We start from the raw sequence: 25,349 nt of genomic DNA, 5'->3' as shown, positions 1-25,349 counted from the left end.
ACATGCAACTTCAGGGTTGCGTTAAACCGGGCATCATGCAATTCTGGGGTTGCACATCAGCCGACGAGGGAGACTCCCATGGACACGCTCGACATCACCCGCAGCATCGACATCGCCGCTCCCATCGGCAAGGTGTGGTCGGCGCTCACCGAAGCGGATCTGATCGCACAATGGTTCGGTGACAGCGCGGAGTTCGAGGCCGTCGCCGGTGGCACCGGCTTCTTCGGCTGGTCCGATCACGGCAAGCACCGGGTGCTCGTGGAACAGGCCGAGAAGCCCCGGCTGCTGGTGTACCGGTGGGCCAGGGAGGCCGACACCGACCCGGTGCCCGGGAACTCGACGGTGGTGCGCATCGAGCTCGTCGAGGTCGACGGCGGGACGCGACTCGCGCTGGTGGAGAGCGGGTTCGAACAATTGCACAACCCCGAGGCCGCGCACGCCGACAACCAGGGTGGGTGGACCGCCGAACTCGGCGAACTGGTCGAATTCCTGACGCCGGCGTCGTGACGGCCACACCTCCCGCGTCGGAGCCGACGGCGCTGCTGGCCGCGCTGGCCGACGAAACGCGTTGGCGCATCCTCACCGAACTCGGCGCCGCCGAGATGTCGGCCAGTGCGCTGGCAACCCGACTCCCGGTGAGCAGGCAGGCGATCGCCAAGCACTTGGTGGTGCTGGCCGAGGCCGGTCTCGTCGAGTCCGTCCGCGCCGGTCGCGAGGTTCGCTATCGCGCGCTCGGTGCCCGGTTGAGCGCGCTGGGCACCCAACTCACAGTGATCGGGCAGCAATGGGATCGTCGCCTTTTGGCTATCAAGCGCATCGCCGAAGGGCTGGATGAACGGGCATAATCCATCGTGAGATGAGCGATGGACAACACCTTGGCAAACAACTGCCGGACGAGCCCGCACTCGCCGGTGGTGAGCATCAACACGTCGGTTGGTTTCGTTTCCATTTCGCCGATGAGCGATGGGAATGGTCCGAACAGGTGCAGCGCATGCACGGTTACGAGCCCGGCGCGGTAGAGCCCACCACCGAACTGGTGCTGGCACACAAACATCCGGATGACTACGGTCAGGTCGCGGCCACGCTGGCCGAGATCCGGCGCACCGGCGCGGCGTTCAGCACCCGGCACCGGATCGTCGACACCCGCGGCAACACCCACCATGTCGTTGTCGTCGCCGACCAGTTGTTCGCCGATGACGGCAGCACCGTCATCGGCACCCATGGGTTCTACATCGACGCCACGCCCTCGGCGCAGACCGGCACGCGCGAGCAGCAGGAGCGTGTCAGCGAGGCCGTTGCCGAGATCGCCGAGGCCCGTAGCGGTATCGAACAGGCCAAGGGCATGCTCATGCTGATCTACCGCATCAGCGCCGACGCCGCGTTCGAGCTGCTGAAATGGCGCTCGCAGGAAACCAACACCAAGCTCAGGGCGCTCACCGAGCAGATCGCCAAGGACTTCCTCGAACTCGACTACCACGAACTTCTGCCGCATCGCAGCGTGTACGACCGGCTGCTACTGACCGCCCACCTGCGCGTCGACTCCTGACGTTTACGCCCCGGTCTGCTCGGGCATCCACCACTCATGGTGACCGGCGCCACAGGTGTGCCCCGCTCCGGAATCCCCGCGGCGAGGTGAGCGTCGATGCACGCCGAACCGAGACTGCAACGCGACGACCCCGAGGTGAGCGCCGCGATCCGATTCGGTCTGGTGACGGCCGTGCTGGGCGTTCTGTTCCTCACCGTGGCGGCGATACTGGCCCGTGGCTGCGACGGCGCGGTCGTCGATTCGGCGACGTGCGGACGGCCGCAACGCATCGTGCTGGCACTGGGCGCGCCGGTGATCCTTTTCGGGGGCGGCGTCCGCGCGTTTGTGCGCACGTATCAAACCTGGAAGCACCGGCAGACATGGTGGGCGTGGCAGGGCGCCGGCTGGTTTCTGATGCTGCTGATGATGACGGTCCTGACCATGAGCCTTCCGGCGTTGGCCGGGTTCGGCGGATGACGGCGTTCGGCAGCAGCGAAGTGCGGACAGTCCTACCCTTGAGGTAACCCGGTAACGGGTCAGGTTGGGGAGAAGGAGGCGCCATGAAAGGCCCCAGAGATCCTGTAGACCACACCCGCACGACGCGCACCCACGCCGGCGAGTCCATGACGGACAACGTGATCATGCCCGCGCTGGTCGTGATCGGAGTGGCACTCGTGCTGTTCGTCGGTTGTCTTGCCGCCTTCGCCACCCGGCACCATGATGTCGGGCTGATGCTCGGTTCGCTGTCGGCCGCCGGTTTTGTCATCGGCGCGCTGTGGATGACCGTCGAGCATGTTCGGGTGCGTCGCCTCGAAGAGCGGTGGTATGCCGAGCACCCCGAGGTCATCCGCCAGCGTCCCGCCAGTTAGACCCTGAGGACGGCCCGAACACGGAAAGGCCCAGCCCCGCGGGGGAGCTGGGCTGGGCCGGTCCGTGGAGCCGCGAGGGCAGTTACTGCTCTGCCTTCTGGCGCTGCTCGGCTGCGTCGGCGCCGGCGCGAGCGCTCTCGGCCTCGGCTTCCTTCTTGGCCACATCGCGCTCGGCTTCGGCCTTGTCCTGTTGGGCCGCGCCCTCGCGCCGCAGATCGTCCTGGCCGGTGACGGTGCCCACGGCCTCCTTGGCCTTGCCCTTGACGTCTTCGACGACGCCGCTGATGCCGGATTCGGGGCCGGTCTTCTTGTCAGTCATGTTCAACCTTTCCGCTACGGGAGTGGATTGGTTTTCCCGCACCACCGCAGGCTTCCCGGTGCCTTGGCGGGCCAAACCTGGGCCACGACACAGTTTTCAGTACCACCAAACAGGTTTGACGCGACCGTCAAAGGGGTACCCGGCGTCTGCATTCATCCATAGCAAACTGGAGGATTCATGGGACGCGGACTCATCGGCACGCTGGTGTTGATCTGGTTGTTGATCGGGGTGTTCGCGGCGTTTCAGCGCGACTACTTCGACAGCGGCGCCACCAACTGTGCGACCGCCGGGACCATCGCGCTGACCGTGGTCGCCGGGCCACTGAACTACGCGGGCGTGAACCCCAAGGTGGCGAATTGCAAACTGCCAGAGCCCAGTTCGATGGGTCCGATGGAAATGAGGGTGTCGTGATCGTTCTCGGAGCAATACTGCTGATCCTCGGCTTCGTGCTGGATGTGTATCTGCTGTGGGTCGTCGGGGTCGTTCTGCTCGTCGTCGGCGCGGTCTTCTGGGCACTGGGTGCCATCGGCAGGCCGGTGGCCGGTAGGCGTGCCTGGTATTAGCGGGCGGAGAAGTGCCGCGGCCCGACGAGGTCGACGTGGACGATCTGGAGCGCGACCGACGTTGGAATGAAAACGCTCGTCACGAGACGAGTACGCAAAGGCTGGACCGTAACTGGTCCAGCCTTTTGCAGGAGTTGAGGGTGGTGCAGACCGGAGTCCAACTGCTCACCGGCCTGCTGCTGACCCTGCCGTTTCACGACGGCTTCGAGGGCCTACGACTCGAGCTGCGGATCGTCTACCTGGTCACGGTGTCGTGTTCCATCGGTGCGACGGTGTTGTTGATCGCCCCGATCGGCATCCACCGGCTGCTGTTCCGCCGCCACCGGCTGGATCTGGTGGTGACGACCGCGCACTGGCTGGCCTATGCCGGCATCCTGCTGCTGGCACTCACGCTGTCCGGCGTGATGGTGCTGATCTTCGGTGCGGTCCTCGACCTGTGGGCCGGTGTGCTGGCGGGTCTGACCACCGGACTGGGCCTGGTGGCCTTCTGGTTGGTGCTGCCACTGGTGCTGCGGATACGGGCCGGGCCAACGGAATGTGAGACCGCAGAGCATAGCCCCGAGCGTTGAGCGCCGCGTTTGCCCAGCGGGTGAGCGGGTATGCCCCGGCCATGACCAGATTCGGCTACACCCTGATGACCGAGCAGACTGGTCCCAAAGATCTTGTTCGCCATGCGGTTTCCGCCGAGCAGGTCGGGTTCGACTTCGAGGTCTGCAGTGATCACTTCTCGCCATGGCTGGCAGCGCAAGGGCACGCCCCCAATGCCTGGCCGGTGCTCGGCGCAGTGGCCCACGCGACCTCCGAGGTGGGCCTGTACTCGTACGTGACCTGTCCGACGATGCGGTATCACCCCGCGGTGGTGGCGCAGCAGGCCGCGACCGTGCAGATCCTCGCCGACGGCAGGTTCACCCTCGGGCTGGGCAGCGGCGAAAACCTCAACGAGCACGTCGTGGGTCAGGGCTGGCCGACCGCAGGTCGCCGGCTGGACATGCTCGCCGAAGCCATCAAGGTGATCCGGGAGCTTCTCGGCGGCGATCTCGTGGACTTCCACGGCGAGTACTTCTCGGTCGATTCCGCACGGCTGTGGGATCTGCCGCAGGAGCCGGTCGGGCTCGCGGTCGCGATGGCAGGGGACCGGGCGGTCGGGGAACTGGCCGTGCTGTCCGACCATCTGATCAACACCGCGCCCGACACCGATGTCGTTCAGGGCTGGCATCACCAGCGCCAGGGGATGGGTCTGACCGAGGGGCGCGTCATCGGTCAGTTGCCCATCTGCTGGGATCCCGACCGGGACACTGCGATCGCTCGTGCCCACGATCAGTTCCGGTGGTTCGCCGGCGGATGGCCGGTGAACGCCGACCTGCCCACCCCGGCAGGGTTCGCCGCGGCCACCAAGTTCGTCCGGCCCGAGGACGTGGCATCGGCGATACCCTGCGGGCCCGATCTCGACGCCATCATCGAGGCGGCGCGACCCTACCGGGACGCCGGTTTCACCGACATTGCGCTGATCCAGATCGGCGGGGACACCCAGGATCAGTTCCTGTCCGAGGCGGCCCAACCGCTGCTGACCGCATTGCGCGCGGAACTCGGATGAGAACGACTTTCACCCGGACAGCCTCGGAACTCGCCACTGTGTATCGGCCGCAACAGGATTCGTATCTTCTCGTGCAGGCTCTGCAGGAAGCCGCGGCGGTGGCCGGGCGCCGTGTGCTGGATCTGTGCTCCGGTAGCGGCGTGGTCGCAATGGCTGCCGCCGGCCTGGGCGCCAAAAGCGTCACGGGGTTCGACATCTGCCCCCGTGCCGTGCAGTACGCCCGAACCCGCGCATCGGTCGCCGGGGCGGATGTCCACATCCGGCTGGGGTCATGGACGCAGGCGCTGGAATGCGCACCGTTCGATGTGGTGGCGTGTAATCCGCCCGGGGTGCCGATGCAGCCCGACGGTCGCGGCGCAACGCCCGGCGCGTGGGGTGCGCCGAGCACGCCGTGGAACGGGGGCCCCGATGGCAGGCTGATTTTGGACCCGCTGTGCCAGGTGGCCGCCGGGATGCTCGCCGCCCGCGGGGTATTGCTGTTGGTGCAGTCGGAGCTCTCCGATATCGACCGGTCGTTGGAGCAGTTGCGCGGCAGCGGCCTCGATGCCCGGATCGTGCTCACCGAACAGGTCCGGTTCGGCCCGGTGCTCAGTGAGCAGGCGGGCTGGCTGGAGCAGACCGGACGACTCGACACCGGGCGACGGGAAGAGCAGATCGCCGTCATCAGGGCCGACAAGCCGGCCTGATTCAGCTCAGCGCCTGCAGTAGTGAGGTCTCCTCGGCCGCCCAACTCTTCAGCATGTGCTCGGCGAGCCGATTCTCGACGATATCGTGCGCGCGGATGCCGAACACCACATCCTCGTTGAGCTCGGGCTCGGCCTCCAACAGATCGCCGACCACCTCGAACGCCATGTCGTTCTCGGGAACGCACGCGTGTTCGCGATAGAACTTCGTGCACGGACCGGGAGCGTCCATCCCCTCCAGTGCATCCGCCAACCGCCGCGAATACGGCGGTGAGGTGATCCCGGCCGCCGCGAAGTGCCCGACCGCGGCGCCGCGCAGACTGCGGTGCAGCCCGAACATCGACATCAGGTTCACCACCGTCAGCGACACCGCGGGGACCGCGCCCAGGTACGCCAGATAGGCATCGTCGAGTTCAGCGGCCGCATCAACTCGGCGAACAGCCGCTGGTCCATGTGCGCGGCGTGACCGGCGCCGTACTCGTCGAACTCGACGGCCACGAACGATGCCTTAGCCTGCCCGGTGAGCCGGGGGATGACCCACGCCTGCGGATCGGCTTCCTTGAGCCGGTGCAGTGAGCGGTGCACGAAGTACTCGCGCATCTGCTGCCAGGTCCCGTGGTGGTGCAGAAAGTGTGCCGGCCCGCCGACGTCGTCGGACTCCGCGGTGAGCCGCCGCATCTCCTCGGCAGCCGATATCCCGCCGGTATCGCCGGCGCAGTCGCGAAGGTGGTCGAGAAAGACCTTTTCGAGCCGGCTGCGCAGTCCGATCAGGTCGGCGTCCCATTCCCATCTCGGATCGACGCCCTGGAAGCCCCGGTAGGCCAACTCATAACAGACATACAGTGCCAGCTGCACGTCGAGCCCCACCGGGTCGGCGCTGCCGGGCCGCACGCGGGTGAGGTCCTGCACCCGCCCTGCCAGGTGCGCTGTCACCGCCGCCGACGACGGGCCGGCGGCGGCGGGCAGGGGACGCGAGGCCGTCACGACATCAGGACGGCGTCAGACCTGCTTGCGCACCCGTCGCCAGCCGGAGGACAGCTGGTCGCCACCCTGCTCGATGGCGGTCTCGGCCAGTTCCGTGCCCCGGCGACGTGCCTCGGCGGCCAGCGGTGCGGCCCTGTCGGCACCCTTCTGCAGGGCGTAAGCGCTGCGTTCGTAGGCTTCGGCGGCCAGCGGTGCGGCCTTGTCGGCGCCCTTCTGCAGGGCGTGCGCGCTGCGCTCATAGGCCTGGGCCGCCAGCGGTGCGGCACGGTCTTCGGCCTTTCGTAGCGCCTTGGCGCTGCGCTCGTATGCGGTCGCGGCCAGCGGGGCGGCCCGGTCGTAGGCCGTCTCGGCCAATTCTCGGCCGCGGTCGACGCCGGTCTGTACGCCGTGACTGAGCTTGTCGGCCAGCTCCGCATCGATCAGTGCGTCGTGCGAGGACGACGGCAGCGCGGCTGAAACGCGTTCGGCCACACGACGTCCGGCACGCCGGCCGCGCCAGCCCAGTGACGGCTTCCCGGCCGTGTCGGCCGACGCGAGCACCAGGCCGCCGATCAGGCTCAGGTCGGTCAGGAACCCGCGACGCTTCTCGGCCTTGAGAGCCGGATCGGTCTCGTCCCAGAACATGTGCTTGCCGAGATTGCCGGGAATCACGGTGGCCGCCAGCAGCGCCGAGGCGACCCGTGGGATGCGGCCGGTGGCCAACAGCAGACCGCCGCCGATCTGCACGGCGGCGTTGATGCGCGCGACGGTGACGGCATTGTCGGGGATCTGATCGGCAACCGAGCTCGGGAGCGCCTGGGCCGCGTCAAGGGTCGGCTGTACGACCTCGGCGGCGGGCTTCACGTCTCGCAGGGCTTCAATACCCTGTCCGATGAAGGCGGCTGACAACAGTGGGCGGGCGATTCGTCGAACCAACATGGGCCAGGAATGCCCACCCCTCGCACGATGCAAACACGCAACAAGCCGACCGGCGTCGGCCGGGTCCGGTTGGCTCCCAACGCGTCAGCCGCGGCGGTCGAATTCGTCCGCGTCGGCGTCCGGATCCAGCGCGGCGGTCTGCTCCTGCCAGTCGGCCGCACTCGCCTCCAGCGGCGGGGCGCCGTGGTCGGGCTCCGGGGACTCCCGGTCCGGGACGGTCTCCGCGGCGTCGCGGGACTGCTCGAGGGCATCGGCGACGGGTACCTCGTCGGGAACTGGACTCGTCATGGGGGATGAGTACCCGGGGTATGACCGGCGAAACGGCCTCAAGGTTTGTCGACCCGGTGTGACGGGGTACCGAGGGCGGCATGCTCATTTCAGGCCATCATCGGCCCGAGCATGATGAAAGCGACGGCGTACACACCGATGGCGATGAGTACGGCGATGGTCAGCACCACGGCGATGGCGATGAGGACCCCGCGCAACGTGTTGTTGCTCATAGCGCGGGATTACCCATGGCTCGTCAAGGTGACACACCCGTGAGGCGGTGCAGGACCGTTGGTTAGCTACCAGCAGTTGTGGGGTAACCTCCGAGCGGACTCAGCGGGAGGTCAGATGGTGCACGGTACGGGCACGCACGACGGTGCGGTCGTCGGAGACAGATCGGTGGAACTTCGGGTGGCTGCCACCGTGGAGAACCTCGCCGTGCTGCGGGCTTTGGTGTCCGCCGTGGCGACATTCGAAGATCTGGATTTCGACGCCGTCTCCGATCTGCGCTTGGCGGTCGACGAGGCCGCCACCCGGCTCATCCGGTCGGCGGTGCCCGGCTCGCCGTTGCTGGTACGGGTCGAACCGCGCGAGGACGCGGTAGTGGTCCGTGCGTCGGCGACCTGTGAGACCGACGAGGACACCATCGTGGCTCCGGGAAGCTTCAGCTGGCACGTGCTCAATTCGCTGACCGACGAGGTCAGCACCTTCAACGAGTCCGACAGCGTGTTCGGGATTTCGCTCACTGCGAGACGAGCGAGCCTGCTGCAGTGAGTTCGGAATACGCCGACGTCCTCGAGATGTTCCGCGAACTCCGCGAACTCCCTGAGGGCTCAGCACAATTCGCGCGGCAACGCGAGCGGATAGTGCAGCGCTGCCTACCCTTGGCAGATCACATCGCGCGCCGCTTCGAAGGCCGCGGTGAAGCCCGCGACGACCTGGTGCAGGTGGCTCGCGTCGGTCTGGTCAACGCGGTCAACCGGTTTGACGTCGATGCCGGCTCGGACTTCGCCTCCTACGCGGTGCCCACCATCATGGGCGAGGTGCGCAGGCACTTCCGCGACAACGGCTGGTCGGTGAAGGTGCCGCGCAGGCTCAAGGAGCTGCACCTGCGCCTGGGTGCGGCCACCGCGGAGTTGTCCCAGCGGTTGGGCCACGCGCCGACCCCCACCGAACTCGCCGCCGAACTCGGCATGGATCGCGAAGAGGTGGTCGAGGGTCTGATCGCCGGCAGCTCGTACAACACGCTGTCCATCGACAGCGGCGGTTCGGGCGATGACGAGGCGCCGGCGATCGCCGATACCCTCGGATCCTCAGATGACGCGCTCGATCAGATCGAGAACCGGGAGGCGCTGCGACCGCTGCTGGCGACCCTGCCCGAGCGTGAGCGCACGGTGCTGATCCTCAGGTTCTTCGAATCGATGACCCAGTCACAGATCGCCGAACGGGTCGGCATCTCGCAGATGCACGTGTCGCGCCTGTTGGCGAAATCCCTGGCCCGCCTGCGCGACGAACTGCAGTAGGTCAGCCTGCCTTGCGCAGTTCGTCGAGAGCGTGGTCGGGATCGCAGATCTGCAACATCCGGTCGACGGCTGCGCTGGTCAGCAGATTCCACTGCACGTTCTGCCCGGCGGCCTGGACGCTCACCTTGTGAACAGCCGAGAACGCTTCTGCGGCAAAGAAAGTCACTCCACTGAGGTCGAGCACCAGCTTCTCGGCATTACGCAGGCGGAGCTGGATGTAGTCGCTGAACTGGGTGGTGTTCGCCGCATCGAGTTCACCTTCGACGGTGATCACGACGGTCGACGGCGGTAAGGCCTGGGTGGTGTAGCTCGCCCGGTCGCGGGTGAGGTGCTGCGTGGCAGCGACCCGCACGTCGGCGTTGAGGTTGGTCATGTGTACTCCATCAGTCGGATGCACTCTGGATGAACCTGATCGTGCTGGCACGCGTCCGCGTGTTCCGGTTCTGAAGAAATCGACCCCGTGTGCTTGAGGCAAATCAGGCGGGGGCTCTCGAGGGCCCCGTAGCTGCGATGACGCGTGGTGCCGGCTGTTAACTCAACCTGGTACCGACCCTACGCCACATGATCAATGCGAACAATCGCCTTGCTGGACTCTCAGGAAATTGCGATGTCACGTGTCATTTTTGACATCACGGTGATTCTCCCGGTCGATGGGCCGGATTCCGTTGACCGGTTCACACTGGTGTCATGTCGATTACCGCCCCCGCCGCCGGCGTCGTGCTGGCCGCCGGAGCAGGCACCCGGTATGGGATGCCGAAAGTCCTTGCAGATAACGGAGTTTGGTTGCGGCGGGCGGTTGCGGCCCTGGCTGGCGGTGGCTGTGATGAGGTGGTCGTGGTGCTGGGTGCGGCCGGTGCGGATGCCGTCGAAGTGCCCGCCCCGGCCCGCGCGGTGCATGCGCCGGACTGGGCCGACGGTCTGTCGGCGTCCTTGCGGGCGGGGCTGAACGCCGTGGACGCGGCCTTCGCCGTCGTGCATCTGGTGGACACCCCGGATGTCGGGGCCGACGTGGTCGCCCGGGTGCTCGAAGCGGCCCGCTCGGCACCGTCGGGATTGGCCCGAGCGGTCTATGCCGGCCGCCCGGGCCATCCCGTCGTCATCGCGCGCCGGCATCGGCGGGAATTGCTCACCGGGCTGAGCGGTGACGTCGGAGCCGGGCCGTTCCTGCGCGCCCGCGAGGACGTCATCGCGGTGGAATGTGGTGATCTGGCCGGCGGTGCCGATATGGACGAGCGGGCCGAGAATTGAGTCAGGTGTGCACCGTGAGGCCCAGCGCGGCCGATGCATAACGCCGCACGGTGTCCTCGGACATCGCCGCTGCGTCTTCGAAGCCCGGCCGGGCCCTGCTGGCCATGAACCCCGTTTCGCGGTCCAGAGTGACCTCGGCGAGCAGTTCGCCGGTGCTCGGTTCGCACACCGCCCAGGTGTAGCGGGTGTCGGATTCCCAGCCGTCGGCGGCCTCGTCGATGTAATCGAGGTCGGTTTCGCCGAGGTCGGCCAAAGCGGGGCGGTCATCGACGCGATCGTCGTAGCGCAGCCCCCGCAGGTACCACTGCCCGTTGTTGATCTCCACGGGTTCCATCAGGCCTCCAGAATGCCGAATGGCCACTTATCGCACGGGATTCGGTACGAACCCGCGCAATAAGTGGCCAGTGAGCGGGTGTCAGTCCTTGATCTCGGCGATCACGGTGCCCTGGGTGATGGCGGCACCGGCCTCCACGGACAGTCCGGTGATGGTGCCGTCCTTGTGGGCGGTGACCGGGTTCTCCATCTTCATGGCCTCCAGCACCACGACCAGATCGCCTGCCGCGACCTGCTGGCCCTCTTCGACGGCGACCTTGACGACGGTGCCCTGCATGGGTGCGGTCACCGAGTCGCCGGAGGCTGCCGCACCGGCGGCGCCGCCGCGCTTGCGCGCCTTGGGCTTCTTGCGGATGGCGCCCGCCGCGGCACCGCCGCCACCACCGATGGCCAGGTCGCCGGGCAGCGAGACCTCCAGGCGACGTCCGCCGACCTCGACGACGACCTTCTGCCGGGGCAGGTTGTCCTCTTCGTCGAGGGGCTCACCGCCGGTGAACGGTTCGACGGTGTTGTCCCACTCGGTCTCGATCCAGCGGGTGTGCACGGTGAAGCCGTCGCCGTCGCCGATGAAGGCGGGATCGGAGACCACGGCCCGGTGGAACGGGATCACGGTCGCCAGGCCCTCGACGTTGAATTCCGCCAGCGCCCGGCGCGAGCGGGCCAGGGCCTCGTCGCGGGTGGCGCCGGTGACGATCAGCTTGGCCAGCATCGAGTCGAACTGGCCGCCGATGACCGAGCCGCTCTCCACACCCGAGTCCATGCGGACGCCGGGGCCGGTGGGGGGCTCGAACTTGGAGACCGGGCCGGGGGCGGGCAGGAAGCCGCGGCCGGCATCCTCGCCGTTGATGCGGAATTCGAAGGAGTGCCCGCGCGGCGTCGGGTCCTCGGTGATGTCCAGCGCCTCGCCGTTGGCGATCTTGAACTGCTGCAGCACCAGGTCGATGCCCGAGGTCTCCTCGGTGACCGGGTGTTCCACCTGCAGGCGGGTGTTGACCTCGAGGAAGCTGATCAGGCCGTCCTGGCCGACCAGGTACTCGACGGTGCCGGCACCGTAGTAACCGGCCTCCTTGCAGATGCGCTTGGCGGACTCGTGGATCTCCTTGCGCTGCGCCTCGGTGAGGAACGGCGCGGGCGCCTCCTCGACCAGCTTCTGGAAGCGGCGCTGCAGCGAGCAGTCGCGGGTGCCTGCGACGACGACGTTGCCGTGGGTGTCGGCGATGACCTGGGCCTCGACGTGGCGCGGCTTGTCCAGGTAGCGCTCGACGAAGCACTCGCCGCGGCCGAATGCGGCGACCGCCTCACGGGTGGCCGAGTCGAACAGCTCGGGGATCTCTTCGAGGGTGCGGGCGACCTTCATGCCGCGCCCGCCACCGCCGAAGGCGGCCTTGATGGCGATCGGAAGGCCGTACTCCTTGGCGAAGGCCAGGATCTCGTCGGCGTCCTTGACCGGGTCGGGGGTGCCGGGGACCAGGGGAGCGTCGGCGCGCGCGGCGATGTGGCGGGCGGTGACCTTGTCGCCGAGGTCGCGGATGGACTGCGGGCTGGGCCCGATCCAGATCAGGCCGGCGTCGAGGACGGCCTGGGCGAAGTCGGCGTTCTCGGACAGGAAGCCGTAGCCGGGGTGGATGGCGTTGGCGCCGGACTTGGCGGCGGCCTCCAGCAGCTTCTCGAACACCAGGTAGGACTCGGCGGAGGTCTGGCCACCGAGGGCGAACGCCTCATCGGCGAGCCGTACGTGGGGTGCGTCGGCGTCGGGCTCGGCGTAGACGGCCACGCTGGCCAGCCCGGCGTCTTTCGCGGCTCGGATCACACGGACGGCGATCTCCCCGCGGTTGGCGACGAGCACCTTTGAGATCTTCGAGCTGGCGTGACTGGGCACTGGGCCTCCTGATGGCATGTTCTCTAAGAAACGTCTTTAAGAATGTATCGGGCGAAGTTTATGTGTCCAATTCCGGGGTGGCGAGTCGGACCCCCGATTTTCGGCGGAGTTACCGTCGCCCTTCCGGTAAGGCGGGTTTGTTACTGGTCGGTACGTGTGACGTGCTCGGTAGCTGCGCTGCGGGAATGCCGCCGAATGCACCCTCAGAGTAGAACGGCGGCGCCCCCGTTCGGGGGCACCGCCGTTTCTTGACAGCTGTCGAGTTCTTCCTCAGCCGAACAGGGTCGGGATGCCCTTCATCGACGGCGACGGGTCCACCCCGAGCGCATTGGCCAACAGTGACGGCGCCACGTCGAGGATGTCGACCTCCTTGCGCGAGGGATCGGCGGTCACGCCGGCACCCGCGGCCAGCAGGATGCCCTCGGGGATGTGGTATCCGGTGTTCACCCCACCGATCCGCGAGTGCACGCTCAGGCCCAACTCGGTGGCCGGGACGGTCACGCCGGCGTCGGCACCCGTGGGCCGCAGGGTCACGGTCGTGGTGTCGTCGCCGGGCACCGTGTAGTCGATGCCGAAGGTGACGGTCTTGCCCTCCACCCGCAGTCGGGCGAACAGCCGCTCGGTGCCGTTCACCAGAACCGACTCCAGCGGTGCGACGGCCTCGGCGGCATCGGACTCCGACTGGAAGACCAGCGAGAGCATCGGGTACATCGCCAGCGCGACGTCGGCGGGCTTGAGGCCCAATTGGGCGATCAGCTTGGTGTGGTCGTCCAGGACGAACCGGCCACCGTCGAACTTGGGCACCTCCACCGGGCCCTGGCCCATGCTGGCCGACAGCACCAGCATCGACTGCGGATGCTTGGCCAGATATTTGCGGATGCGCCCGATCTGGCGGTCGGTGATGTCCATCGCGGCGACGATGAAGCTGCCGTACACCTCGTCGGCGTCGTACTCGTACGTCTCGGTGTAGCCGGGCATCCCGTCGCCCCAGAACCGGTGCATCATGCCGGCCACGTGATTGGTGAAGAAGACGCTGAGGCGCGGGTTGTTCTTGCGGTGCTGGCGCCAATACAGATCGAAGCTCAGCGGGGCCTGCATCGCCGATCGGAAAGCCTTGTAGCGCGGGTCGATTCGCTCCTTGACCAGATGGGTGGCCAGGGTGGCGGTGACCCGAGGTGTCAGCCCGAGCCGCACCAGATCGACCGCGGTGCCGGCCAGCGCCTTGGGGCTCAGCGCGGAGTCCGGCGAGAAACCGTTCTCACCGGTCATCGCGAGGTTGAACGCCTGGAACCGTTCCAGGGCGGGCGGGTAGGTCTTGGCATCGGAGGCGAAGGTGTCGGGCACATAGAAGCCGCCGTGCTTGAACGGGCGGGCCGGCCAGCTCTGCATCGGGCCGAACAGTCCGACGGACAGACCGGCTTTCTCGGCGACATCCCAGATCGGCTCGCCGCGGAACGTCGAGGGATCCTGGCCCAGGTCGAAGGAATTGTGCTCGTAGGAGGAGGTGTGCAGGGTGGGCCAGGTGCGCCACGGCTGCAGCCCCTGCAACTCCTCGCGGTCCTCGTGCACGGTGGTCAGCGACTGGCCCTCCCGGAGCAGTGCCGCGATGTTCGAGTCGGGACGATGCTTGACGTAGATGTCGACGACATCCCACGGGACTTCGTTGAGCTCATAAAGAATGACGTCTCTGGCCTGCCGATTCATCGAACTGGGCCCCTTTCCTGGTCGTCCTTCGCCGCTGGCCCCCGCCCGCAACCGTCGTATCCAGCCTGGCGGGCGGTGCGGACGGCTCGCTGGCTAGTTAGCTGGCTTTGAGCCATTCTGGCACGGATCGACGGGAATTGCCGTGGTCGGCAATATTGACACCGGCGACAACAGTGATGGCACTCACAGCGCGCGAGGTCCGGCCGCGGCAGGCGTCAGGCGGCGCGCAATCGGCGCTTGATCCGGGCCAGCATGGCCGACATCCCGCGCAGCCGAAGCGGACTGATCAGCGCCGCCAGGCCCAGGTCGGCGTAGAAATCGTCAGGTACCGCCAGGATGTCGGCGGCCGATTGCCCATCCAGGCCTGCGGCCAGGATGGAGGCGAAACCCCGGGTCGTCGGCGCCTCGGCGGGAGCGCTGAAGAACAGTCGCACATGGTCGGGGTCGGTCGCGTCGACGTCCAGGAACAGTGGCGACTGGCATTCGGGGACCGGTTCCATGGCGGCCTCCTCCAGGTGCGGGGGCAACTCCGGAAGATCGTTGGCGAATTCGAGCAGGAGTTGCAGCTTGTCCTGCCCGGTGACCTCCTGGAACTCCCCGACGACTTCGGCGAGCGCCGCGGGCACGCTCATGTGGCCGCGGGTGCCGATCCGGGCTCCTCGCCCACGGCGACCGGTACCCGCACCGCATTGCCCCACTCGGTCCAGGATCCGTCGTAGTTGCGCACGTTGGGCAACCCCAGCAGATGGGTCAGGACGAACCAGGTGTGGCTGGAGCGTTCGCCGATGCGGCAGTACACGATCGTCTTGTCGTCGGCGGTGAGATGTCCGTACAGCGCGTCCAGGTCGGTGCGGCTGCGGAAGCGTCCGCTGTCCTCGGCGGCCTTGGCCCACGGGATCGACACCGCGGTGGGGATGTGCCCGCCCCGCAGCGCACCCTCCTCGGGGTAGTCGGGCATGTGGGTGCGCTCACCGCTGTACTCCTGCGGGGAGCGCACATCGATCAGCGGCTCCTGCCCGAGCACGCCGAGCACATCCTCACGGAACGCCCGGATGGCGGCGTCATCGCGCTCGACGACCGGGTAACCGCTGCTCGGCTTGCTCGGCACATCCAGCGTGGTGTCGCGGCTGTTGGACACCCACAGATCGCGCCCGCCGTCGAGCAGGCGGACATCGGGGTGGCCGAACAGGGTGAACACCCACAGCGCGTAGGCGGCCCACCAGTTGCTCTTGTCGCCGTAGATGACCACGGTGTCATCGCGCGAGATGCCCTTGCGGTCCATCAGTTCGGCGAACTGGGCGCCGTCGATGTAGTCGCGGACGGCCGGGTCGTTGAGGTCGGTGTGCCAGTCGATCTTCACCGCACCCGGGATGTGCCCGGTGTCGTACAGCAGGACGTCCTCATCGGACTCCACGATGGACAGCCCGGGCCGCCCGAGATTGGCCGACAGCCAATCCGCGGTGACCAAACGTTCGGGGTGCGCATAGGCGGCGAGGGCAGGATCTGGATCGGCAGGAAGCGACACCCCATGAGCGTACCCATGATCAGTGACGCAGCGCTCACGCCGGCAGGCAGTGTGCTGCGGGGATGAGTTCGGCCCGCATGTTGCGGCGCATCATCGCCAGCGCCGCCTCGCCGAGGCCCGCGTCGATGTGGGCCACCGCATCCGGTGGCACCACCACGTCGTAGTGCCGCACGTAGGCGTCCAGGGCGGTGTAGAGCACGCACTGTTCAGTCACCTGACCGGTGATCACCAGGCGGTCTGGTTGCATCTGCTGCAGCAGATAGTCCAGCTGGGTGGCGTAGAAGGCGCTGTGCCGAACCTTGGTGAGGCGCAGGCATTCCGGGGCCGGAAGGATGGGCTTCACCAGATCGGGCCGGGCGCCGTCGAGTGCCGCGCGCACGATGTCGTCCCAGTCGCCGGTGAAGTCGCCGTAGTTGTCGTTGACGTAGATGACGTCGACGTCCTCGGCATCACGGCCGCGATGGATCAGATCGGCCAGCGGCTCGACGATGTCGGCGGCGCTGTTCATCAGCTGATCGGCATCGGGGTGCCGGTAGGCGTTGAGCATGTCGATGACGAGGATCGCGGTGTCGGCCATGTTCGGGAAATACCCCGGTGCGGGCGATTCATGCGCGTTTCTCCGGTCGGCGGGACGGGCACCCAACCACGGTCGAAGGGAGCGGTTCCGATGCCGAAAACCACGCGCCAGGGCACGCCGAAACAGGATGAGTTGCCGAGCACCCTCCGAAAATCGGAGGCCAAGGCCCAGCGCACGTTCGCCAAGGTGCACGATGCGGCGGCCGATGAGTACGGCGATGAGGAGCGCGCGCATCGCGCCGCCTACTCGGCGCTCAAACACAGCTACGAGAAGGTCGGGGATCATTGGGAAGCCAAGGCCGAACGTGGACCGTCCGATGAACGCGCGCGCAGCGGCGGCCCGAACCCGACGGGCGCCACCGCGGAGGGTGTCGACGCCAACGCCAGCAAGAAGCACCTGCAGGAGATCGCGCGCCGCCTCGACATCCGGGGCCGTTCCACGATGAGCAAGGACGAGCTGGTCGACGCCATCCAGGTGGCCAATCGCCGGGAGACGCGCGAGAACCGCTGAGGTCAGCCGGCCGGCGCGTTCGCCGCCCACAGCGCGGCGACGGATATCCCGATGTCGGCCAACAGAACCCGCAGCAGCGGCAGGCTGAGCCCGATGACGTTGGACGGATCGCCCTCGATGCGGTCGATGAACCAGCCGCCCAGTCCGTCCAGGGTGAAGGCGCCCGCGACGTACAGCGGTTCGCCACTGGCCAGGTAGGCGTCCAGATCGTCCGCGCCGGGAACGCCGAAATGAACTGTGGTGGTACCGGTTCGCCCGGTCTCGCCGATGACGGCGCCGTCGCGTACCCGCAGCACGCGGTGTCCGGTGTGCAGCTGCCCGGCGCGGCCGGCCGCGGATTGCCACTGGCGGCGGGCGGCCGCCACGGTGCCGGGCTTACCGCTCAGCACCCCGTCGATCTCCAGCATCGAATCGCAGCCGACGACAACGCAATCGGCGGCGATACCGGCATCGAGCAGTTCCGCCACGCGCTGGGCCTTGGCGTCGGCCAAGGCTGCCACGATGTGCGCCGGTGAGTCGTCGGCCATCCGCGCGACGATGGCGTCCTCATCCACATCGGACACCACGACCAGCGGCTCGACACCGGCGTGCCGCAGCACGCTCAGGCGCCCCGCGGAGGCCGAACCCAGGACCAGGCGGGTCACTTCCGGAGGTGGGTCCGCTCCAGCAGGGTCACCCGCTGCCAGCTGTGACTCTGGTAGCGCAGCCGGTCGACCGGATGGCCCCACAGGTTCTTCTCGGTGACGACCGGCTCGGCCGGACCGCCGCCGGCGGCCGACAGCACGCCGATCAGCGCGGCCAGCTCGTCATCGGTGGGAGAACCCTTGAGCACCTTGATGTGCGGCTCATGGGTCGCCGGGGTCGCGGTCTCTTCCACAGGGGCCTCGCTTGCGTCGCTCACAGCGGGATGTTTCCGTGCTTCTTCGGCGGAACCTGGCTGATCTTGCGCTCCAGCAGTCGCAGCGCGGTGCCGACGTAGCCACGGGTGTGCGACGGCGGGATGACCGCGTCGACGTAACCGCGCTCGGCCGCGATGTAGGGGTTCACCAGGGTGTCCTCGTAGGTCTGCTGCAGTTCCAGTCGCAGGCTGTCGACGTCCGCGCCCTCGGCTGCCGCGTCCTTGAGTTCCTTGCGGTACACGAACCCGACGGCGCCGGAGGCGCCCATGACGGCGATCTGTGCGGTGGGCCAGGCGACCACGACGTCGGCGCCCATGTCCTTGGACCCCATCACGCAGTACGCGCCGCCGTAGGACTTGCGGGTGATGACGGTGATCTTCGGGACGGTGGCCTCGCCGTAGGCGTACAGCAGCTTGGCGCCGCGGCGGATGATGCCGTTGAATTCCTGGTCGGTGCCCGGCAGGAAGCCTGGCACGTCCACCAGCAGCACGATCGGGATGTTGAAGGCGTCGCAGGTGCGGATGAACCGCGCGGCCTTCTCGGAGGCGTTGATGTCCAGGCAGCCGGCGAACTGGGTGGGCTGGTTGGCCACGATGCCCACCGAACGCCCGTCCACCCGGCCGAAGCCGATGAGGATGTTGGTGGCGTAGCCGGCCTGCACCTCGAGGAACTCGTCGTCGTCGAGGATGCGCGAGATGACCTCGTGCATGTCGTAGGGCTGGTTCGGCGAATCCGGGATGAGGGTGTCGAGCTCGAGGTCCTCACCGGTGAGGTTCTCCTCGATGGCCCCGGTCGGAACGACCGCCGGGTACCGCGGCGGGTCGGCGTAGTTGTTCGGCGGCAGGTAACTCAGCAGGTCGCGGACGTAGTCGAGGGCGTCCTGTTCGCCCGAGGCGACGTAGTGCACGGTGCCGGACTTGGCCATGTGGGTGTGCGCGCCACCCAGCTCCTCCATGGTGACGTTCTCGCCGGTGACGGTCTTGATGACGTCGGGGCCGGTGATGAACATCTGGCTGGTGCCGTCGACCATGATGACGAAGTCGGTCAGTGCGGGGGAGTAGACGTGCCCGCCGGCGGCGGCGCCCATGATCAGCGAGATCTGCGGGATGACGCCGGAGGCCTTGATGTTGTTGTGGAAGATCTTGCTGTACAGGCCGAGGGAGACCACACCCTCCTGGATGCGGGCGCCGGCGCCGTCATTGATGCCGACCAGCGGGCGGCCGGTCTTGATGGCCAGGTCCTGAACCTTGACGATCTTCTCGCCGTAGACCTCGCCGAGGCTCCCGCCGAAGACGGTGGCGTCCTGGCTGAAGATGCAGACCTCGCGGCCGTCGATGGTGCCGTAGCCGGTCACCACGCCGTCACCGGTGGGCCGGTTCTTCTCCAGGCCGAAGTTGGTGGAGCGGTGCCGGGCCAGCGCGTCGAGCTCGACGAAAGAACCCTCGTCCATCAGCGCGTAGATGCGCTCGCGGGCGGTCAGCTTGCCCTTGGCGTGCACCTTCTCGACCGCGGCCTCACCGACCGGGTGCAGCGACTCTTCGGCGCGCTTCCGCAGGTCGGCCAGCTTGCCGGCCGTGGTGTGGATATCGGGTACGTGCTCTGCCGCCGGCTCGATAGTGCTCGTCATGGGAGTCGATGCTAGCTGTACTTCTAAGAACTGCATAAGAGAGGTGCGAGTTAACTCACTGCGTGTCGATCGACGGCCAAGCTGTGTCGGTGCCGAGCGCCGACCTGACCCGCGAATCCATCGCCGCCATGCTGCTCGATCGACGCGGGGACACCCGGCTCGGCCTGCGCTCTCATGAACGCGACTGGACCTGGGACGAGGTGGTCGCCGAATCCGCTGCCCGCGGCGCGCTGGGCGCCGCACTGCTGGCCGACCGCCCGGGCGCACCGCCCCATATCGGGGTACTGCTGCCCAACGTCGCGGACTTTGTGTTCTGGCTCGGCGGCGCGGCGCTGGCCGGCGCCACCGTGGTGGGCATCAACCCGACCCGTGGGCCCGCCGAGCTGAGTGCCGAGATCCGGCTCGCCGACTGCCGACTGATCGTCACCGACACCGCGGGCGCCGAGCGGCTGCACACGCTGGACCACGAGGCGACACTGCTGGTGATCGACACCCCCGCCTACACCGCAGCGGTCGACGGGTACCGCGGGGCGCCGCTGAGGGCAGAGGTCGCCGAGGACACGCTGCTGCTGTTGTTGTTCACCTCGGGCACCACCGGAGCGTCCAAGGCGGTCCGGTGCAGCCAGGGCAGGCTGGCCCGCATCGCCTACGCGGCGGTGGAGAAGTACGGCCACCGGCGCGAGGACGTGGAGTACTGCAGCATGCCGCTGTTCCACGGCAACGCCATCATGGCGCTGTGGGCGCCCGCGCTGGCCGTCGGTGCCACCGTCTGCCTGGCCCCGTCCTTCTCGGCCTCACGGTTCCTGCCCGACGTGCGGTACTTCGGTGCCACCTTCTTCACCTACGTCGGCAAGGCGCTGGGCTACCTGATGGCCACCCCGGAACACCCCGATGACGCGGACAACCCGCTGCAGCGCGGCTTCGGCACCGAGGCCTCACCGGACGACCAAGCCGAGTTCCGTCGCCGGTTCGGTGCCGAACTGTTCGAGGGGTACGGGTCCAGTGAGGGCGGTGGTGCGGTCGCGACTGCCGCCGACGCCCCGCCCGGCGCGCTGGGCAGGCCGCTGCACGACGGCGTCACGATCGTCGACCCGCACACGCTCAAGGACTGTGCGGCAGCGGTTCTGGATGAAAGGGGCCGGGTGCTCAACCCCGACGACGCGGTCGGCGAGATCGTCGACAAGTTCGGCACCCGCACCTTCGAGGGGTACTACAACAACGACGAGGCCAACGCCGAACGCATCCGCAACGGCTGGTACTGGACCGGTGACCTCGGCTACCTCGACGGGGACGGGTTCCTCTACTTCGCCGGGCGCCGCGGCGACTGGATCCGGGTCGACGGCGAGAACATCTCCGCCCTGACCATCGAACACGTGCTGCGCCGCCACCCGCAGGTGATCGCCGCCGGTGTGTTCGCCGTGCCCGATCCGCGCTCCGGGGACCAGGTGATGGCGGCCATCGAGGTGGCCCGCCCCGGCGAGTTCCACATCGACGAGTTCGCCGCCTTCCTGCGGGGCCAGGACGACCTGGGTGCCAAGGGTGCGCCGCGACTGTTGCGGGTCTCCGGTAATCTCCCGGTCACCGGCTCCAACAAGGTACTCAAACGTGAACTACAGCAACAACGTTGGCATACCGAGGAACCGGTGTACCGATGGGTGGGCCGCACGGGCCCCGAGTATCGGCCGATGACCGATGCCGACCGGGCCGCGTTGGATGGGGAGTTCGCCACGTACGGAAGGCAACGTCATGTCTGATCGGCAGCATTGGGATGAGACCACCGATGTGCTGGTCGCCGGATCGGGCGCCGGCGGGGCGACCGGCGCCTACACCGCGGCCAGGGAAGGTCTGGGCGTGATCCTCGTCGAGGCGACCGACAAGTTCGGCGGCACCACCGCGTACTCCGGTGGCGGCGGAATGTGGTTCCCGTGCAATCCCGTTCTGCAGCGCGCCGGCGTCGACGACACCCTCGATGACGCGTGCGAGTACTACCGGGCCGTGGTCGGGGACCGCACACCGGCGGCGCTGCAGGAAACCTACGTCCGCAACGGGGCGCCGCTCATCGAGTACCTGGAAAGCGATGAGCTGCTGAAGTTCTCACTGCTGCCCTGGCCGGACTATTTCGGCAGGGCGCCCAAGGCGCGTGCCGACGGTATGCGCCACATTGCCGCCAAACCGCTCAAGGTCGCCGCGGCACCCGAACTGCGGGAATCGGTGCGGGGGCCGCTGGACGCCGACCGCCTGGGCCATCCGCAACCCGAGGACTATTTCGTCGGCGGCCGGGCACTGATCGCCCGGTTGCTGACCGCCACGGCCCGCTACCCGGACGCCTCGGCGCGCCTGAACACCGCGCTGGTCGAGCTGGTGGTGCAGGACGGCCGGGTGGCCGGTGCGATCGTGGAGACCGACGGGCAGCGCTGGGCCATCCGCGCACGCCGCGGCGTGCTGCTGGCCGCCGGCGGCTTCGAGCACAACGACGAGATGCGGGCCCGCTACGGTGTGCCCGGAGACGCCCGGGACACCATGGGGCCGTGGGGAAATCGCGGTCTGGCCCACCTGGCCGGTATCGCCGCCGGCGCCGACACCGACCTGATGGATCAGGCGTGGTGGTCACCGGGGCTCACCCACCCGGACGGGACGTCGGCTTTCGCGCTGTGGTTCACCGGCGGCATCTTCGTCGACGATCACGGCAAGCGGTTCGTCAACGAATCCGCCGCCTACGACCGGCTGGGCCGTGGTGTCCTGCACGCGATGGCCGCCGGCACGGTGACGCTGCCGTACTGGATGGTCTACGACGACCGCGAGGGCGTCGTCCCGCCCGTCAAGGCCACCAACGTCTCGATGGTCGACACCGAGAAGTACCTCGCGGCCGGATTGTGGCGGACGGCCGACACGCTGGAGGAACTCGCCGCCGAGATCGGGGTGCCACCGCGGGAACTGGTCGCCACGGTGGCCCGGTTCAACGATTTCGTGCGTGCCGGTGCCGACGAGGATTTCGGCCGCGGCGACGAACCGTATGACCGCGCGTTCTCCGGCGGCGAGTCCCCGCTGGTGCCGATCGAGCAGGGCCCGTTCCACGCCGCCGCCTTCGGGGTGTCCGACCTTGGCACCAAGGGCGGATTACGCACCGACACCGCTGCCCGGGTGCTGGATTCCGGGGATCGGGTGATCGCCGGCCTGTACGCCGCGGGCAACACCATGGCCGCCCCGAGCGGCACCGCATACCCCGGCGGTGGCAATCCGATCGGAACGAGCATGCTGTTCAGCCACCTGGCGGTGCGAGACATGTTAAGCAGGAGTGATGAGCGCTTGCGCGAAGAACAGAGCACCTGAGCATGACTGAGATCCGGGAGATCGACGCAGGCACATCGATGACGCGGTTCGCCCGCGGCTGGCACTGCCTGGGCCTGGCCGACTCGTTCCGCGACGGGCAACCGCACGGCATCGACGCCTTCGGCACCAAGCTGGTGGTCTACAGCGATGCCGCCGGGGACGTGCACGTGCTCGACGGGTACTGCCGCCACATGGGTGGGGACCTGTCCCGCGGCACCGTCAAGGACGACAACCTGGCCTGCCCGTTCCACGACTGGCGCTGGGGCAGCGACGGCAAATGCAAGCTGGTGCCCTACGCCAAGCGCACCCCGCGGATGGCACGCACCCGCACCTGGCCCACCCACGAGGTCAACGGTCAGCTGCTGGTCTGGCACGACCCGGAGCGTTCCAGTCCGCCACCGGAACTGGCGCCACCGGCCATCGACGGTTACGCGGAGGGCCGGTGGTCGCCGTGGCAGTGGAATTCGATCCTCATCGAGGGCTCGCACTGCCGTGAGATCGTGGACAACAACGTCGACATGGCGCACTTCTTCTATATCCACCACGCCTACCCGACGTTCTTCAAGAACGTCATCGAAGGCCACACCGCCAGCCAGTTCATGGAGTCCAAACCGCGGCCGGACTACATCGCCGACCCCGACAAGCTCTGGGACGGAACGCATCTGCGGTCCGAGGCCACCTACTTCGGTCCGGCGTACATGATCAACTGGCTGCACAACGACCTCGCGCCGGGCTTCACCGTGGAGGTGGCGCTGATCAACTGCCATTACCCGGTGACGCACAACTCGTTCGTGCTGCAGTACGGCGTGGCCGTCCAGCAGATGCCGGGCCTGCCCGCCGACAAGGCCGCCAAGCTCGCCGGGGCGATGAGCCGGTCCTTCGGCGACGGATTCGGAGAAGACGTCGAGATCTGGAAGCACAAGACCCGCATCGACAACCCGCTGCTCACCGAGGAGGACGGCGGCGTCTATCAGCACCGGCGCTGGTACGAGCAGTTCTATGTGGACGTCGCCGATGTGACGCCGGAGATGACCGACCGTTTCGAGTTGGAGGTCGACACCACCCACGCGTTCGGCATCTGGGAACAAGAGGTCAACCACAACCTGGAGAACCTGGCCACGCGCTGACACCTGCATCCGGGGCGGGGAGCAACTGGCGGGTGACTGGTCGGCATGGTGAACTGGGTCAGCTAACGTCAGCTGAGCACCCGACGTCGGCCGTACCGACGCGCACATGTCGTTTTCGCAGGAGGAGTTGTCGTGCCCGACGACCGTAGCGCGCCGCCGCACAGGTACGACGGGGTGGACGGGCCGCGGGTGGCGATCGCCCACGACTACCTCACCCAGCGTGGCGGGGCGGAGAAGGTGGTGCTCTCGATGAGCAAGGCGTTCCCGGACGCCCCCATCTACACCCTGCTGTACGACCCGGACGGCACCTACCCGGAATTCGCCGACCGCGATATCCGGGTTTCCCCGCTCAACCGGGTCTCATTGTTCCGCAAGCACCACCGGGTGGCCCTGCCCGTGCTGCCGTTCGCGGCCGGCGCGATGTTCGTCGACGCCGACGTGGTGGTGACCAGCAGCAGCGGCTGGGCACACGGCTTCCGGACCGACGGCGCCAAACTCGTGCACTGCCACACCCCGGCGCACTGGCTCTACGCGTTGGACCACTACCTCAAACCCGACGGGGACACCCTGAAGCGGGCCGCGCTGAAAGTGGGCTCGCCCCTGCTGAAGTCGTGGGACCGCCGGGCGGCGATGACCGTCGACCGTTACCTCGCCGTGTCGACGGCCATCAAGCACCGCATCCACGCCGCCTACGGCATCGACGCCGGCGTGTTGCCGTCCCCGATCGCGATGAAACCGCACACCGCGGCCGAACCGGTCCCCGAACTGCAGGACTGGGCCACCGGCGGAGGCGAACCGTTCTACCTGTGCGTGTCCCGGCTGATGGCCTACAAGAACGTCGACGCCGTGGTGGGGGCGTTCGCGAACACCGATCGCCGCCTGGTGGTGGTCGGCCACGGCCCGGAGGCCGCGCGCATCGAGCGGATGAAGACACCCAACGTGCGGATGCTCTCGGCGCTCACCGACGGGCAGATGGCCTGGCTGTACCAGTCCTGCCGGGCGTTGATCGCGGCCAGTTACGAGGATTTCGGGCTGACCCCCATCGAGGCGGCGGTGTCGGGGCGACCCGCGGTGGTGCTGCGCTGGGGTGGCTTCCTGGACACCGTGGTCGAGGGCACGACCGGGATGTTCTTCGACCGGCCGGCCGCCGATTCCATCGCCGAGGCGCTCGACCGCTTCGAGGCCTGCCGCTTCGACCCCGACACACTGCGGGCGCACGCCGAACGGTTCACCGAGCAGCGGTACGCGGAATCGCTGTACGCCGCCGTCGACCAACTGAGCGGCACCCGAAATCCTGAACGGGCCGGGTAACGGCCAACCGAGCGGCGCGAGCCCGTTCGGCTAG

General features: G+C 67.8%; 32 protein-coding genes and 1 pseudogene. 18 read left to right on the top strand and 15 right to left on the bottom strand.

Annotated features, from left to right (window positions below):
* The first annotated feature begins 78 nt into the window (after window positions 1–78).
* The 5 genes from ASE48_RS11675 to usfY all read left to right on the top strand — a co-directional run bounded on the left by ASE48_RS11675 (window position 79) and on the right by usfY (window position 2,394).
* Window positions 79–507, top strand: coding sequence for an SRPBCC domain-containing protein (locus ASE48_RS11675; RefSeq protein WP_057167247.1), 429 nt, complete (start codon window positions 79–81; stop codon window positions 505–507).
* Entirely contained in the window at window positions 504–845 is a 342-nt protein-coding gene (locus tag ASE48_RS11670; protein ID WP_057167246.1) for an ArsR/SmtB family transcription factor, read from the top strand. Before ASE48_RS11675 ends, ASE48_RS11670 begins: the two co-directional genes overlap by 4 nt.
* An 11-nt stretch (window positions 846–856) precedes the next feature.
* Window positions 857–1,546 carry a PAS and ANTAR domain-containing protein gene (locus tag ASE48_RS11665; protein ID WP_057167245.1) on the top strand — a complete coding sequence of 230 codons (690 nt, stop codon included), beginning with the start codon at window positions 857–859 and terminating at the stop codon, window positions 1,544–1,546.
* 96 nt (window positions 1,547–1,642) lie between these two features.
* Entirely contained in the window at window positions 1,643–2,002 is a 360-nt protein-coding gene (locus ASE48_RS11660) for a hypothetical protein (protein ID WP_057167244.1), read from the top strand.
* Window positions 2,003–2,085: 83 nt separating this feature from the next.
* On the top strand, window positions 2,086–2,394 hold the full coding sequence (gene usfY / locus ASE48_RS11655; protein ID WP_057167243.1) for a protein UsfY: 309 nt from the start codon (window positions 2,086–2,088) through the stop codon (window positions 2,392–2,394).
* 82 nt (window positions 2,395–2,476) lie between these two features.
* Here the strand turns inward: usfY and mbp1 are convergent, their stop codons facing one another.
* Entirely contained in the window at window positions 2,477–2,713 is a 237-nt protein-coding gene (gene mbp1, locus ASE48_RS11650) for a microaggregate-binding protein 1 (protein WP_057167242.1), read from the bottom strand.
* Between the two features lie 177 nt (window positions 2,714–2,890).
* Between mbp1 and ASE48_RS11645 the strand changes: the two genes are divergently transcribed.
* Genes ASE48_RS11645 through ASE48_RS11630 form a run of 5 tightly spaced genes read left to right on the top strand, consistent with a single transcriptional unit; the run spans window position 2,891 to window position 5,556 of the window.
* Entirely contained in the window at window positions 2,891–3,124 is a 234-nt protein-coding gene (locus ASE48_RS11645; RefSeq protein WP_057167241.1) for a hypothetical protein, read from the top strand.
* Window positions 3,121–3,276 carry a DUF6131 family protein gene (locus ASE48_RS33110; RefSeq protein WP_156409158.1) on the top strand — a complete coding sequence of 52 codons (156 nt, stop codon included), beginning with the start codon at window positions 3,121–3,123 and terminating at the stop codon, window positions 3,274–3,276. Before ASE48_RS11645 ends, ASE48_RS33110 begins: the two co-directional genes overlap by 4 nt.
* Window positions 3,277–3,311: 35 nt before the next feature.
* The gene (locus ASE48_RS11640; protein ID WP_082614132.1) at window positions 3,312–3,845 is read left to right on the top strand and encodes a DUF6328 family protein; all 534 of its coding nucleotides are present in this window, start codon (window positions 3,312–3,314) and stop codon (window positions 3,843–3,845) included.
* A 41-nt stretch (window positions 3,846–3,886) separates the two neighbouring features.
* Window positions 3,887–4,870: an LLM class F420-dependent oxidoreductase gene (locus ASE48_RS11635; RefSeq protein WP_057167239.1), complete on the top strand. Its 984-nt coding sequence runs from the start codon at window positions 3,887–3,889 to the stop codon at window positions 4,868–4,870.
* Window positions 4,867–5,556: a HemK2/MTQ2 family protein methyltransferase gene (locus ASE48_RS11630; protein WP_057167238.1), complete on the top strand. Its 690-nt coding sequence runs from the start codon at window positions 4,867–4,869 to the stop codon at window positions 5,554–5,556. Before ASE48_RS11635 ends, ASE48_RS11630 begins: the two co-directional genes overlap by 4 nt.
* A 1-nt stretch (window position 5,557) precedes the next feature.
* On the opposite strand, the pseudogene ASE48_RS11625 reads toward ASE48_RS11630, so the two are convergent.
* The 4 genes and pseudogenes from ASE48_RS11625 to ASE48_RS33685 all read right to left on the bottom strand — a co-directional run bounded on the left by ASE48_RS11625 (window position 5,558) and on the right by ASE48_RS33685 (window position 7,955).
* A pseudogene (locus ASE48_RS11625) lies at window positions 5,558–6,537 on the bottom strand (iron-containing redox enzyme family protein).
* 15 nt (window positions 6,538–6,552) lie between these two features.
* Window positions 6,553–7,455 (bottom strand): DoxX family protein, encoded by a 903-nt coding sequence (locus tag ASE48_RS11620; protein WP_082614127.1) that lies wholly within the window; start codon window positions 7,453–7,455, stop codon window positions 6,553–6,555.
* Window positions 7,456–7,539: 84 nt separating this feature from the next.
* Window positions 7,540–7,743: a hypothetical protein gene (locus ASE48_RS11615; RefSeq protein WP_057167236.1), complete on the bottom strand. Its 204-nt coding sequence runs from the start codon at window positions 7,741–7,743 to the stop codon at window positions 7,540–7,542.
* 89 nt (window positions 7,744–7,832) lie between these two features.
* Window positions 7,833–7,955, bottom strand: a complete 123-nt coding sequence (locus ASE48_RS33685; RefSeq protein WP_268766293.1) for a hypothetical protein — start codon at window positions 7,953–7,955, stop codon at window positions 7,833–7,835.
* 115 nt (window positions 7,956–8,070) lie between these two features.
* On the opposite strand from ASE48_RS33685, the gene ASE48_RS11610 reads away from it, so the two are divergent.
* Both ASE48_RS11610 and ASE48_RS11605 read left to right on the top strand, forming a co-directional pair.
* Window positions 8,071–8,496, top strand: coding sequence for an ATP-binding protein (locus ASE48_RS11610; protein WP_057167235.1), 426 nt, complete (start codon window positions 8,071–8,073; stop codon window positions 8,494–8,496).
* A 26-nt stretch (window positions 8,497–8,522) separates the two neighbouring features.
* Window positions 8,523–9,245, top strand: a complete 723-nt coding sequence (locus ASE48_RS11605; protein ID WP_235571076.1) for an RNA polymerase sigma factor SigF — start codon at window positions 8,523–8,525, stop codon at window positions 9,243–9,245.
* 1 nt (window position 9,246) lies between these two features.
* Here ASE48_RS11605 and ASE48_RS11600 read toward each other — a convergent pair whose 3' ends face one another.
* Window positions 9,247–9,618: an STAS domain-containing protein gene (locus ASE48_RS11600; RefSeq protein WP_057167233.1), complete on the bottom strand. Its 372-nt coding sequence runs from the start codon at window positions 9,616–9,618 to the stop codon at window positions 9,247–9,249.
* Between the two features lie 314 nt (window positions 9,619–9,932).
* Between ASE48_RS11600 and ASE48_RS11595 the strand changes: the two genes are divergently transcribed.
* On the top strand, window positions 9,933–10,493 hold the full coding sequence (locus tag ASE48_RS11595) for a nucleotidyltransferase family protein (protein ID WP_057167232.1): 561 nt from the start codon (window positions 9,933–9,935) through the stop codon (window positions 10,491–10,493).
* Window position 10,494: 1 nt separating this feature from the next.
* On the opposite strand, the gene ASE48_RS11590 is transcribed toward ASE48_RS11595, so the two are convergent.
* The 6 genes from ASE48_RS11590 to ASE48_RS11565 form a co-directional block, all read right to left on the bottom strand.
* Entirely contained in the window at window positions 10,495–10,827 is a 333-nt protein-coding gene (locus ASE48_RS11590) for a hypothetical protein (protein WP_057167231.1), read from the bottom strand.
* A gap of 81 nt (window positions 10,828–10,908) precedes the next feature.
* Window positions 10,909–12,705, bottom strand: coding sequence for an acetyl/propionyl/methylcrotonyl-CoA carboxylase subunit alpha (locus ASE48_RS11585; RefSeq protein WP_057167230.1), 1,797 nt, complete (start codon window positions 12,703–12,705; stop codon window positions 10,909–10,911).
* 270 nt (window positions 12,706–12,975) lie between these two features.
* Window positions 12,976–14,409 (bottom strand): hypothetical protein, encoded by a 1,434-nt coding sequence (locus ASE48_RS11580; RefSeq protein ID WP_057167229.1) that lies wholly within the window; start codon window positions 14,407–14,409, stop codon window positions 12,976–12,978.
* A 215-nt stretch (window positions 14,410–14,624) separates the two neighbouring features.
* Entirely contained in the window at window positions 14,625–15,041 is a 417-nt protein-coding gene (locus ASE48_RS11575; protein WP_057167228.1) for a SufE family protein, read from the bottom strand.
* Window positions 15,038–15,934: a sulfurtransferase gene (locus ASE48_RS11570; protein ID WP_057167227.1), complete on the bottom strand. Its 897-nt coding sequence runs from the start codon at window positions 15,932–15,934 to the stop codon at window positions 15,038–15,040. Before ASE48_RS11570 ends, ASE48_RS11575 begins: the two co-directional genes overlap by 4 nt.
* 34 nt (window positions 15,935–15,968) lie before the next feature.
* Window positions 15,969–16,511, bottom strand: coding sequence for a cysteine hydrolase family protein (locus ASE48_RS11565; RefSeq protein WP_057167226.1), 543 nt, complete (start codon window positions 16,509–16,511; stop codon window positions 15,969–15,971).
* Between the two features lie 90 nt (window positions 16,512–16,601).
* Between ASE48_RS11565 and ASE48_RS11560 the strand changes: the two genes are divergently transcribed.
* Window positions 16,602–17,021, top strand: a complete 420-nt coding sequence (locus ASE48_RS11560; RefSeq protein ID WP_057167225.1) for a ChaB family protein — start codon at window positions 16,602–16,604, stop codon at window positions 17,019–17,021.
* 2 nt (window positions 17,022–17,023) lie between these two features.
* On the opposite strand, the gene ASE48_RS11555 is transcribed toward ASE48_RS11560, so the two are convergent.
* The 3 genes from ASE48_RS11555 to ASE48_RS11545 are packed head-to-tail and all read right to left on the bottom strand — an operon-like array spanning window position 17,024 to window position 19,547.
* The gene (locus ASE48_RS11555; protein ID WP_057167224.1) at window positions 17,024–17,665 is read right to left on the bottom strand and encodes a Maf family protein; all 642 of its coding nucleotides are present in this window, start codon (window positions 17,663–17,665) and stop codon (window positions 17,024–17,026) included.
* On the bottom strand, window positions 17,662–17,922 hold the full coding sequence (locus tag ASE48_RS11550) for an acyl-CoA carboxylase subunit epsilon (protein WP_057167223.1): 261 nt from the start codon (window positions 17,920–17,922) through the stop codon (window positions 17,662–17,664). Before ASE48_RS11550 ends, ASE48_RS11555 begins: the two co-directional genes overlap by 4 nt.
* A complete protein-coding gene (locus ASE48_RS11545) occupies window positions 17,919–19,547 on the bottom strand; it encodes an acyl-CoA carboxylase subunit beta (protein ID WP_057167222.1) in 1,629 nt (542 codons plus the stop codon). The genes ASE48_RS11550 and ASE48_RS11545 overlap by 4 nt, the downstream gene beginning before the upstream one ends.
* Before the next feature lie 128 nt (window positions 19,548–19,675).
* Between ASE48_RS11545 and ASE48_RS11540 the strand changes: the two genes are divergently transcribed.
* From ASE48_RS11540 to ASE48_RS11525, 4 genes are all read left to right on the top strand, one after another.
* On the top strand, window positions 19,676–21,301 hold the full coding sequence (locus ASE48_RS11540) for an AMP-binding protein (RefSeq protein ID WP_057167262.1): 1,626 nt from the start codon (window positions 19,676–19,678) through the stop codon (window positions 21,299–21,301).
* Window positions 21,294–22,877, top strand: a complete 1,584-nt coding sequence (locus ASE48_RS11535) for an FAD-binding protein (RefSeq protein ID WP_057167221.1) — start codon at window positions 21,294–21,296, stop codon at window positions 22,875–22,877. The genes ASE48_RS11540 and ASE48_RS11535 overlap by 8 nt, the downstream gene beginning before the upstream one ends.
* A 2-nt stretch (window positions 22,878–22,879) precedes the next feature.
* Window positions 22,880–24,004, top strand: coding sequence for a Rieske 2Fe-2S domain-containing protein (locus ASE48_RS11530; RefSeq protein ID WP_057167220.1), 1,125 nt, complete (start codon window positions 22,880–22,882; stop codon window positions 24,002–24,004).
* Between the two features lie 132 nt (window positions 24,005–24,136).
* The gene (locus tag ASE48_RS11525; protein WP_082614125.1) at window positions 24,137–25,315 is read left to right on the top strand and encodes a glycosyltransferase; all 1,179 of its coding nucleotides are present in this window, start codon (window positions 24,137–24,139) and stop codon (window positions 25,313–25,315) included.
* The last annotated feature ends 34 nt before the right edge of the window (window positions 25,316–25,349 follow it).

The organism is Mycobacterium sp. Root265 (assembly GCF_001428895.1).
Classification (GTDB): domain Bacteria; phylum Actinomycetota; class Actinomycetes; order Mycobacteriales; family Mycobacteriaceae; genus Mycobacterium.
This window is presented reverse-complemented; position numbering and strand designations above follow the sequence as displayed.

What these genes read in the sequence shown, in the direction of transcription:
- ASE48_RS11540 (WP_057167262.1), top strand. Translation starts at nt 19,676, where the DNA reads ATGCTGCTCGATCGACGCGGGGACACCCGGCTCGGCCTGCGCTCTCAT.
- ASE48_RS11575 (WP_057167228.1), bottom strand. Translation starts at nt 15,041, where the DNA reads ATGAGCGTGCCCGCGGCGCTCGCCGAAGTCGTCGGGGAGTTCCAGGAG.
- ASE48_RS11630 (WP_057167238.1), top strand. Translation starts at nt 4,867, where the DNA reads ATGAGAACGACTTTCACCCGGACAGCCTCGGAACTCGCCACTGTGTAT.
- ASE48_RS11565 (WP_057167226.1), bottom strand. Translation starts at nt 16,511, where the DNA reads ATGGCCGACACCGCGATCCTCGTCATCGACATGCTCAACGCCTACCGG.
- ASE48_RS11635 (WP_057167239.1), top strand. Translation starts at nt 3,887, where the DNA reads ATGACCAGATTCGGCTACACCCTGATGACCGAGCAGACTGGTCCCAAA.
- ASE48_RS11560 (WP_057167225.1), top strand. Translation starts at nt 16,602, where the DNA reads ATGCCGAAAACCACGCGCCAGGGCACGCCGAAACAGGATGAGTTGCCG.
- ASE48_RS11645 (WP_057167241.1), top strand. Translation starts at nt 2,891, where the DNA reads ATGGGACGCGGACTCATCGGCACGCTGGTGTTGATCTGGTTGTTGATC.
- ASE48_RS11665 (WP_057167245.1), top strand. Translation starts at nt 857, where the DNA reads ATGAGCGATGGACAACACCTTGGCAAACAACTGCCGGACGAGCCCGCA.
- ASE48_RS11595 (WP_057167232.1), top strand. Translation starts at nt 9,933, where the DNA reads ATGTCGATTACCGCCCCCGCCGCCGGCGTCGTGCTGGCCGCCGGAGCA.
- ASE48_RS11530 (WP_057167220.1), top strand. Translation starts at nt 22,880, where the DNA reads ATGACTGAGATCCGGGAGATCGACGCAGGCACATCGATGACGCGGTTC.
- ASE48_RS11675 (WP_057167247.1), top strand. Translation starts at nt 79, where the DNA reads ATGGACACGCTCGACATCACCCGCAGCATCGACATCGCCGCTCCCATC.
- ASE48_RS11615 (WP_057167236.1), bottom strand. Translation starts at nt 7,743, where the DNA reads ATGACGAGTCCAGTTCCCGACGAGGTACCCGTCGCCGATGCCCTCGAG.
- ASE48_RS11610 (WP_057167235.1), top strand. Translation starts at nt 8,071, where the DNA reads ATGGTGCACGGTACGGGCACGCACGACGGTGCGGTCGTCGGAGACAGA.
- ASE48_RS33685 (WP_268766293.1), bottom strand. Translation starts at nt 7,955, where the DNA reads ATGAGCAACAACACGTTGCGCGGGGTCCTCATCGCCATCGCCGTGGTG.
- ASE48_RS11605 (WP_235571076.1), top strand. Translation starts at nt 8,523, where the DNA reads ATGTTCCGCGAACTCCGCGAACTCCCTGAGGGCTCAGCACAATTCGCG.
- ASE48_RS11545 (WP_057167222.1), bottom strand. Translation starts at nt 19,547, where the DNA reads ATGACGAGCACTATCGAGCCGGCGGCAGAGCACGTACCCGATATCCAC.
- ASE48_RS11580 (WP_057167229.1), bottom strand. Translation starts at nt 14,409, where the DNA reads ATGAATCGGCAGGCCAGAGACGTCATTCTTTATGAGCTCAACGAAGTC.
- ASE48_RS11600 (WP_057167233.1), bottom strand. Translation starts at nt 9,618, where the DNA reads ATGACCAACCTCAACGCCGACGTGCGGGTCGCTGCCACGCAGCACCTC.
- ASE48_RS11660 (WP_057167244.1), top strand. Translation starts at nt 1,643, where the DNA reads ATGCACGCCGAACCGAGACTGCAACGCGACGACCCCGAGGTGAGCGCC.
- ASE48_RS11535 (WP_057167221.1), top strand. Translation starts at nt 21,294, where the DNA reads ATGTCTGATCGGCAGCATTGGGATGAGACCACCGATGTGCTGGTCGCC.
- mbp1 (WP_057167242.1), bottom strand. Translation starts at nt 2,713, where the DNA reads ATGACTGACAAGAAGACCGGCCCCGAATCCGGCATCAGCGGCGTCGTC.
- ASE48_RS11620 (WP_082614127.1), bottom strand. Translation starts at nt 7,455, where the DNA reads ATGTTGGTTCGACGAATCGCCCGCCCACTGTTGTCAGCCGCCTTCATC.
- usfY (WP_057167243.1), top strand. Translation starts at nt 2,086, where the DNA reads ATGAAAGGCCCCAGAGATCCTGTAGACCACACCCGCACGACGCGCACC.
- ASE48_RS11590 (WP_057167231.1), bottom strand. Translation starts at nt 10,827, where the DNA reads ATGGAACCCGTGGAGATCAACAACGGGCAGTGGTACCTGCGGGGGCTG.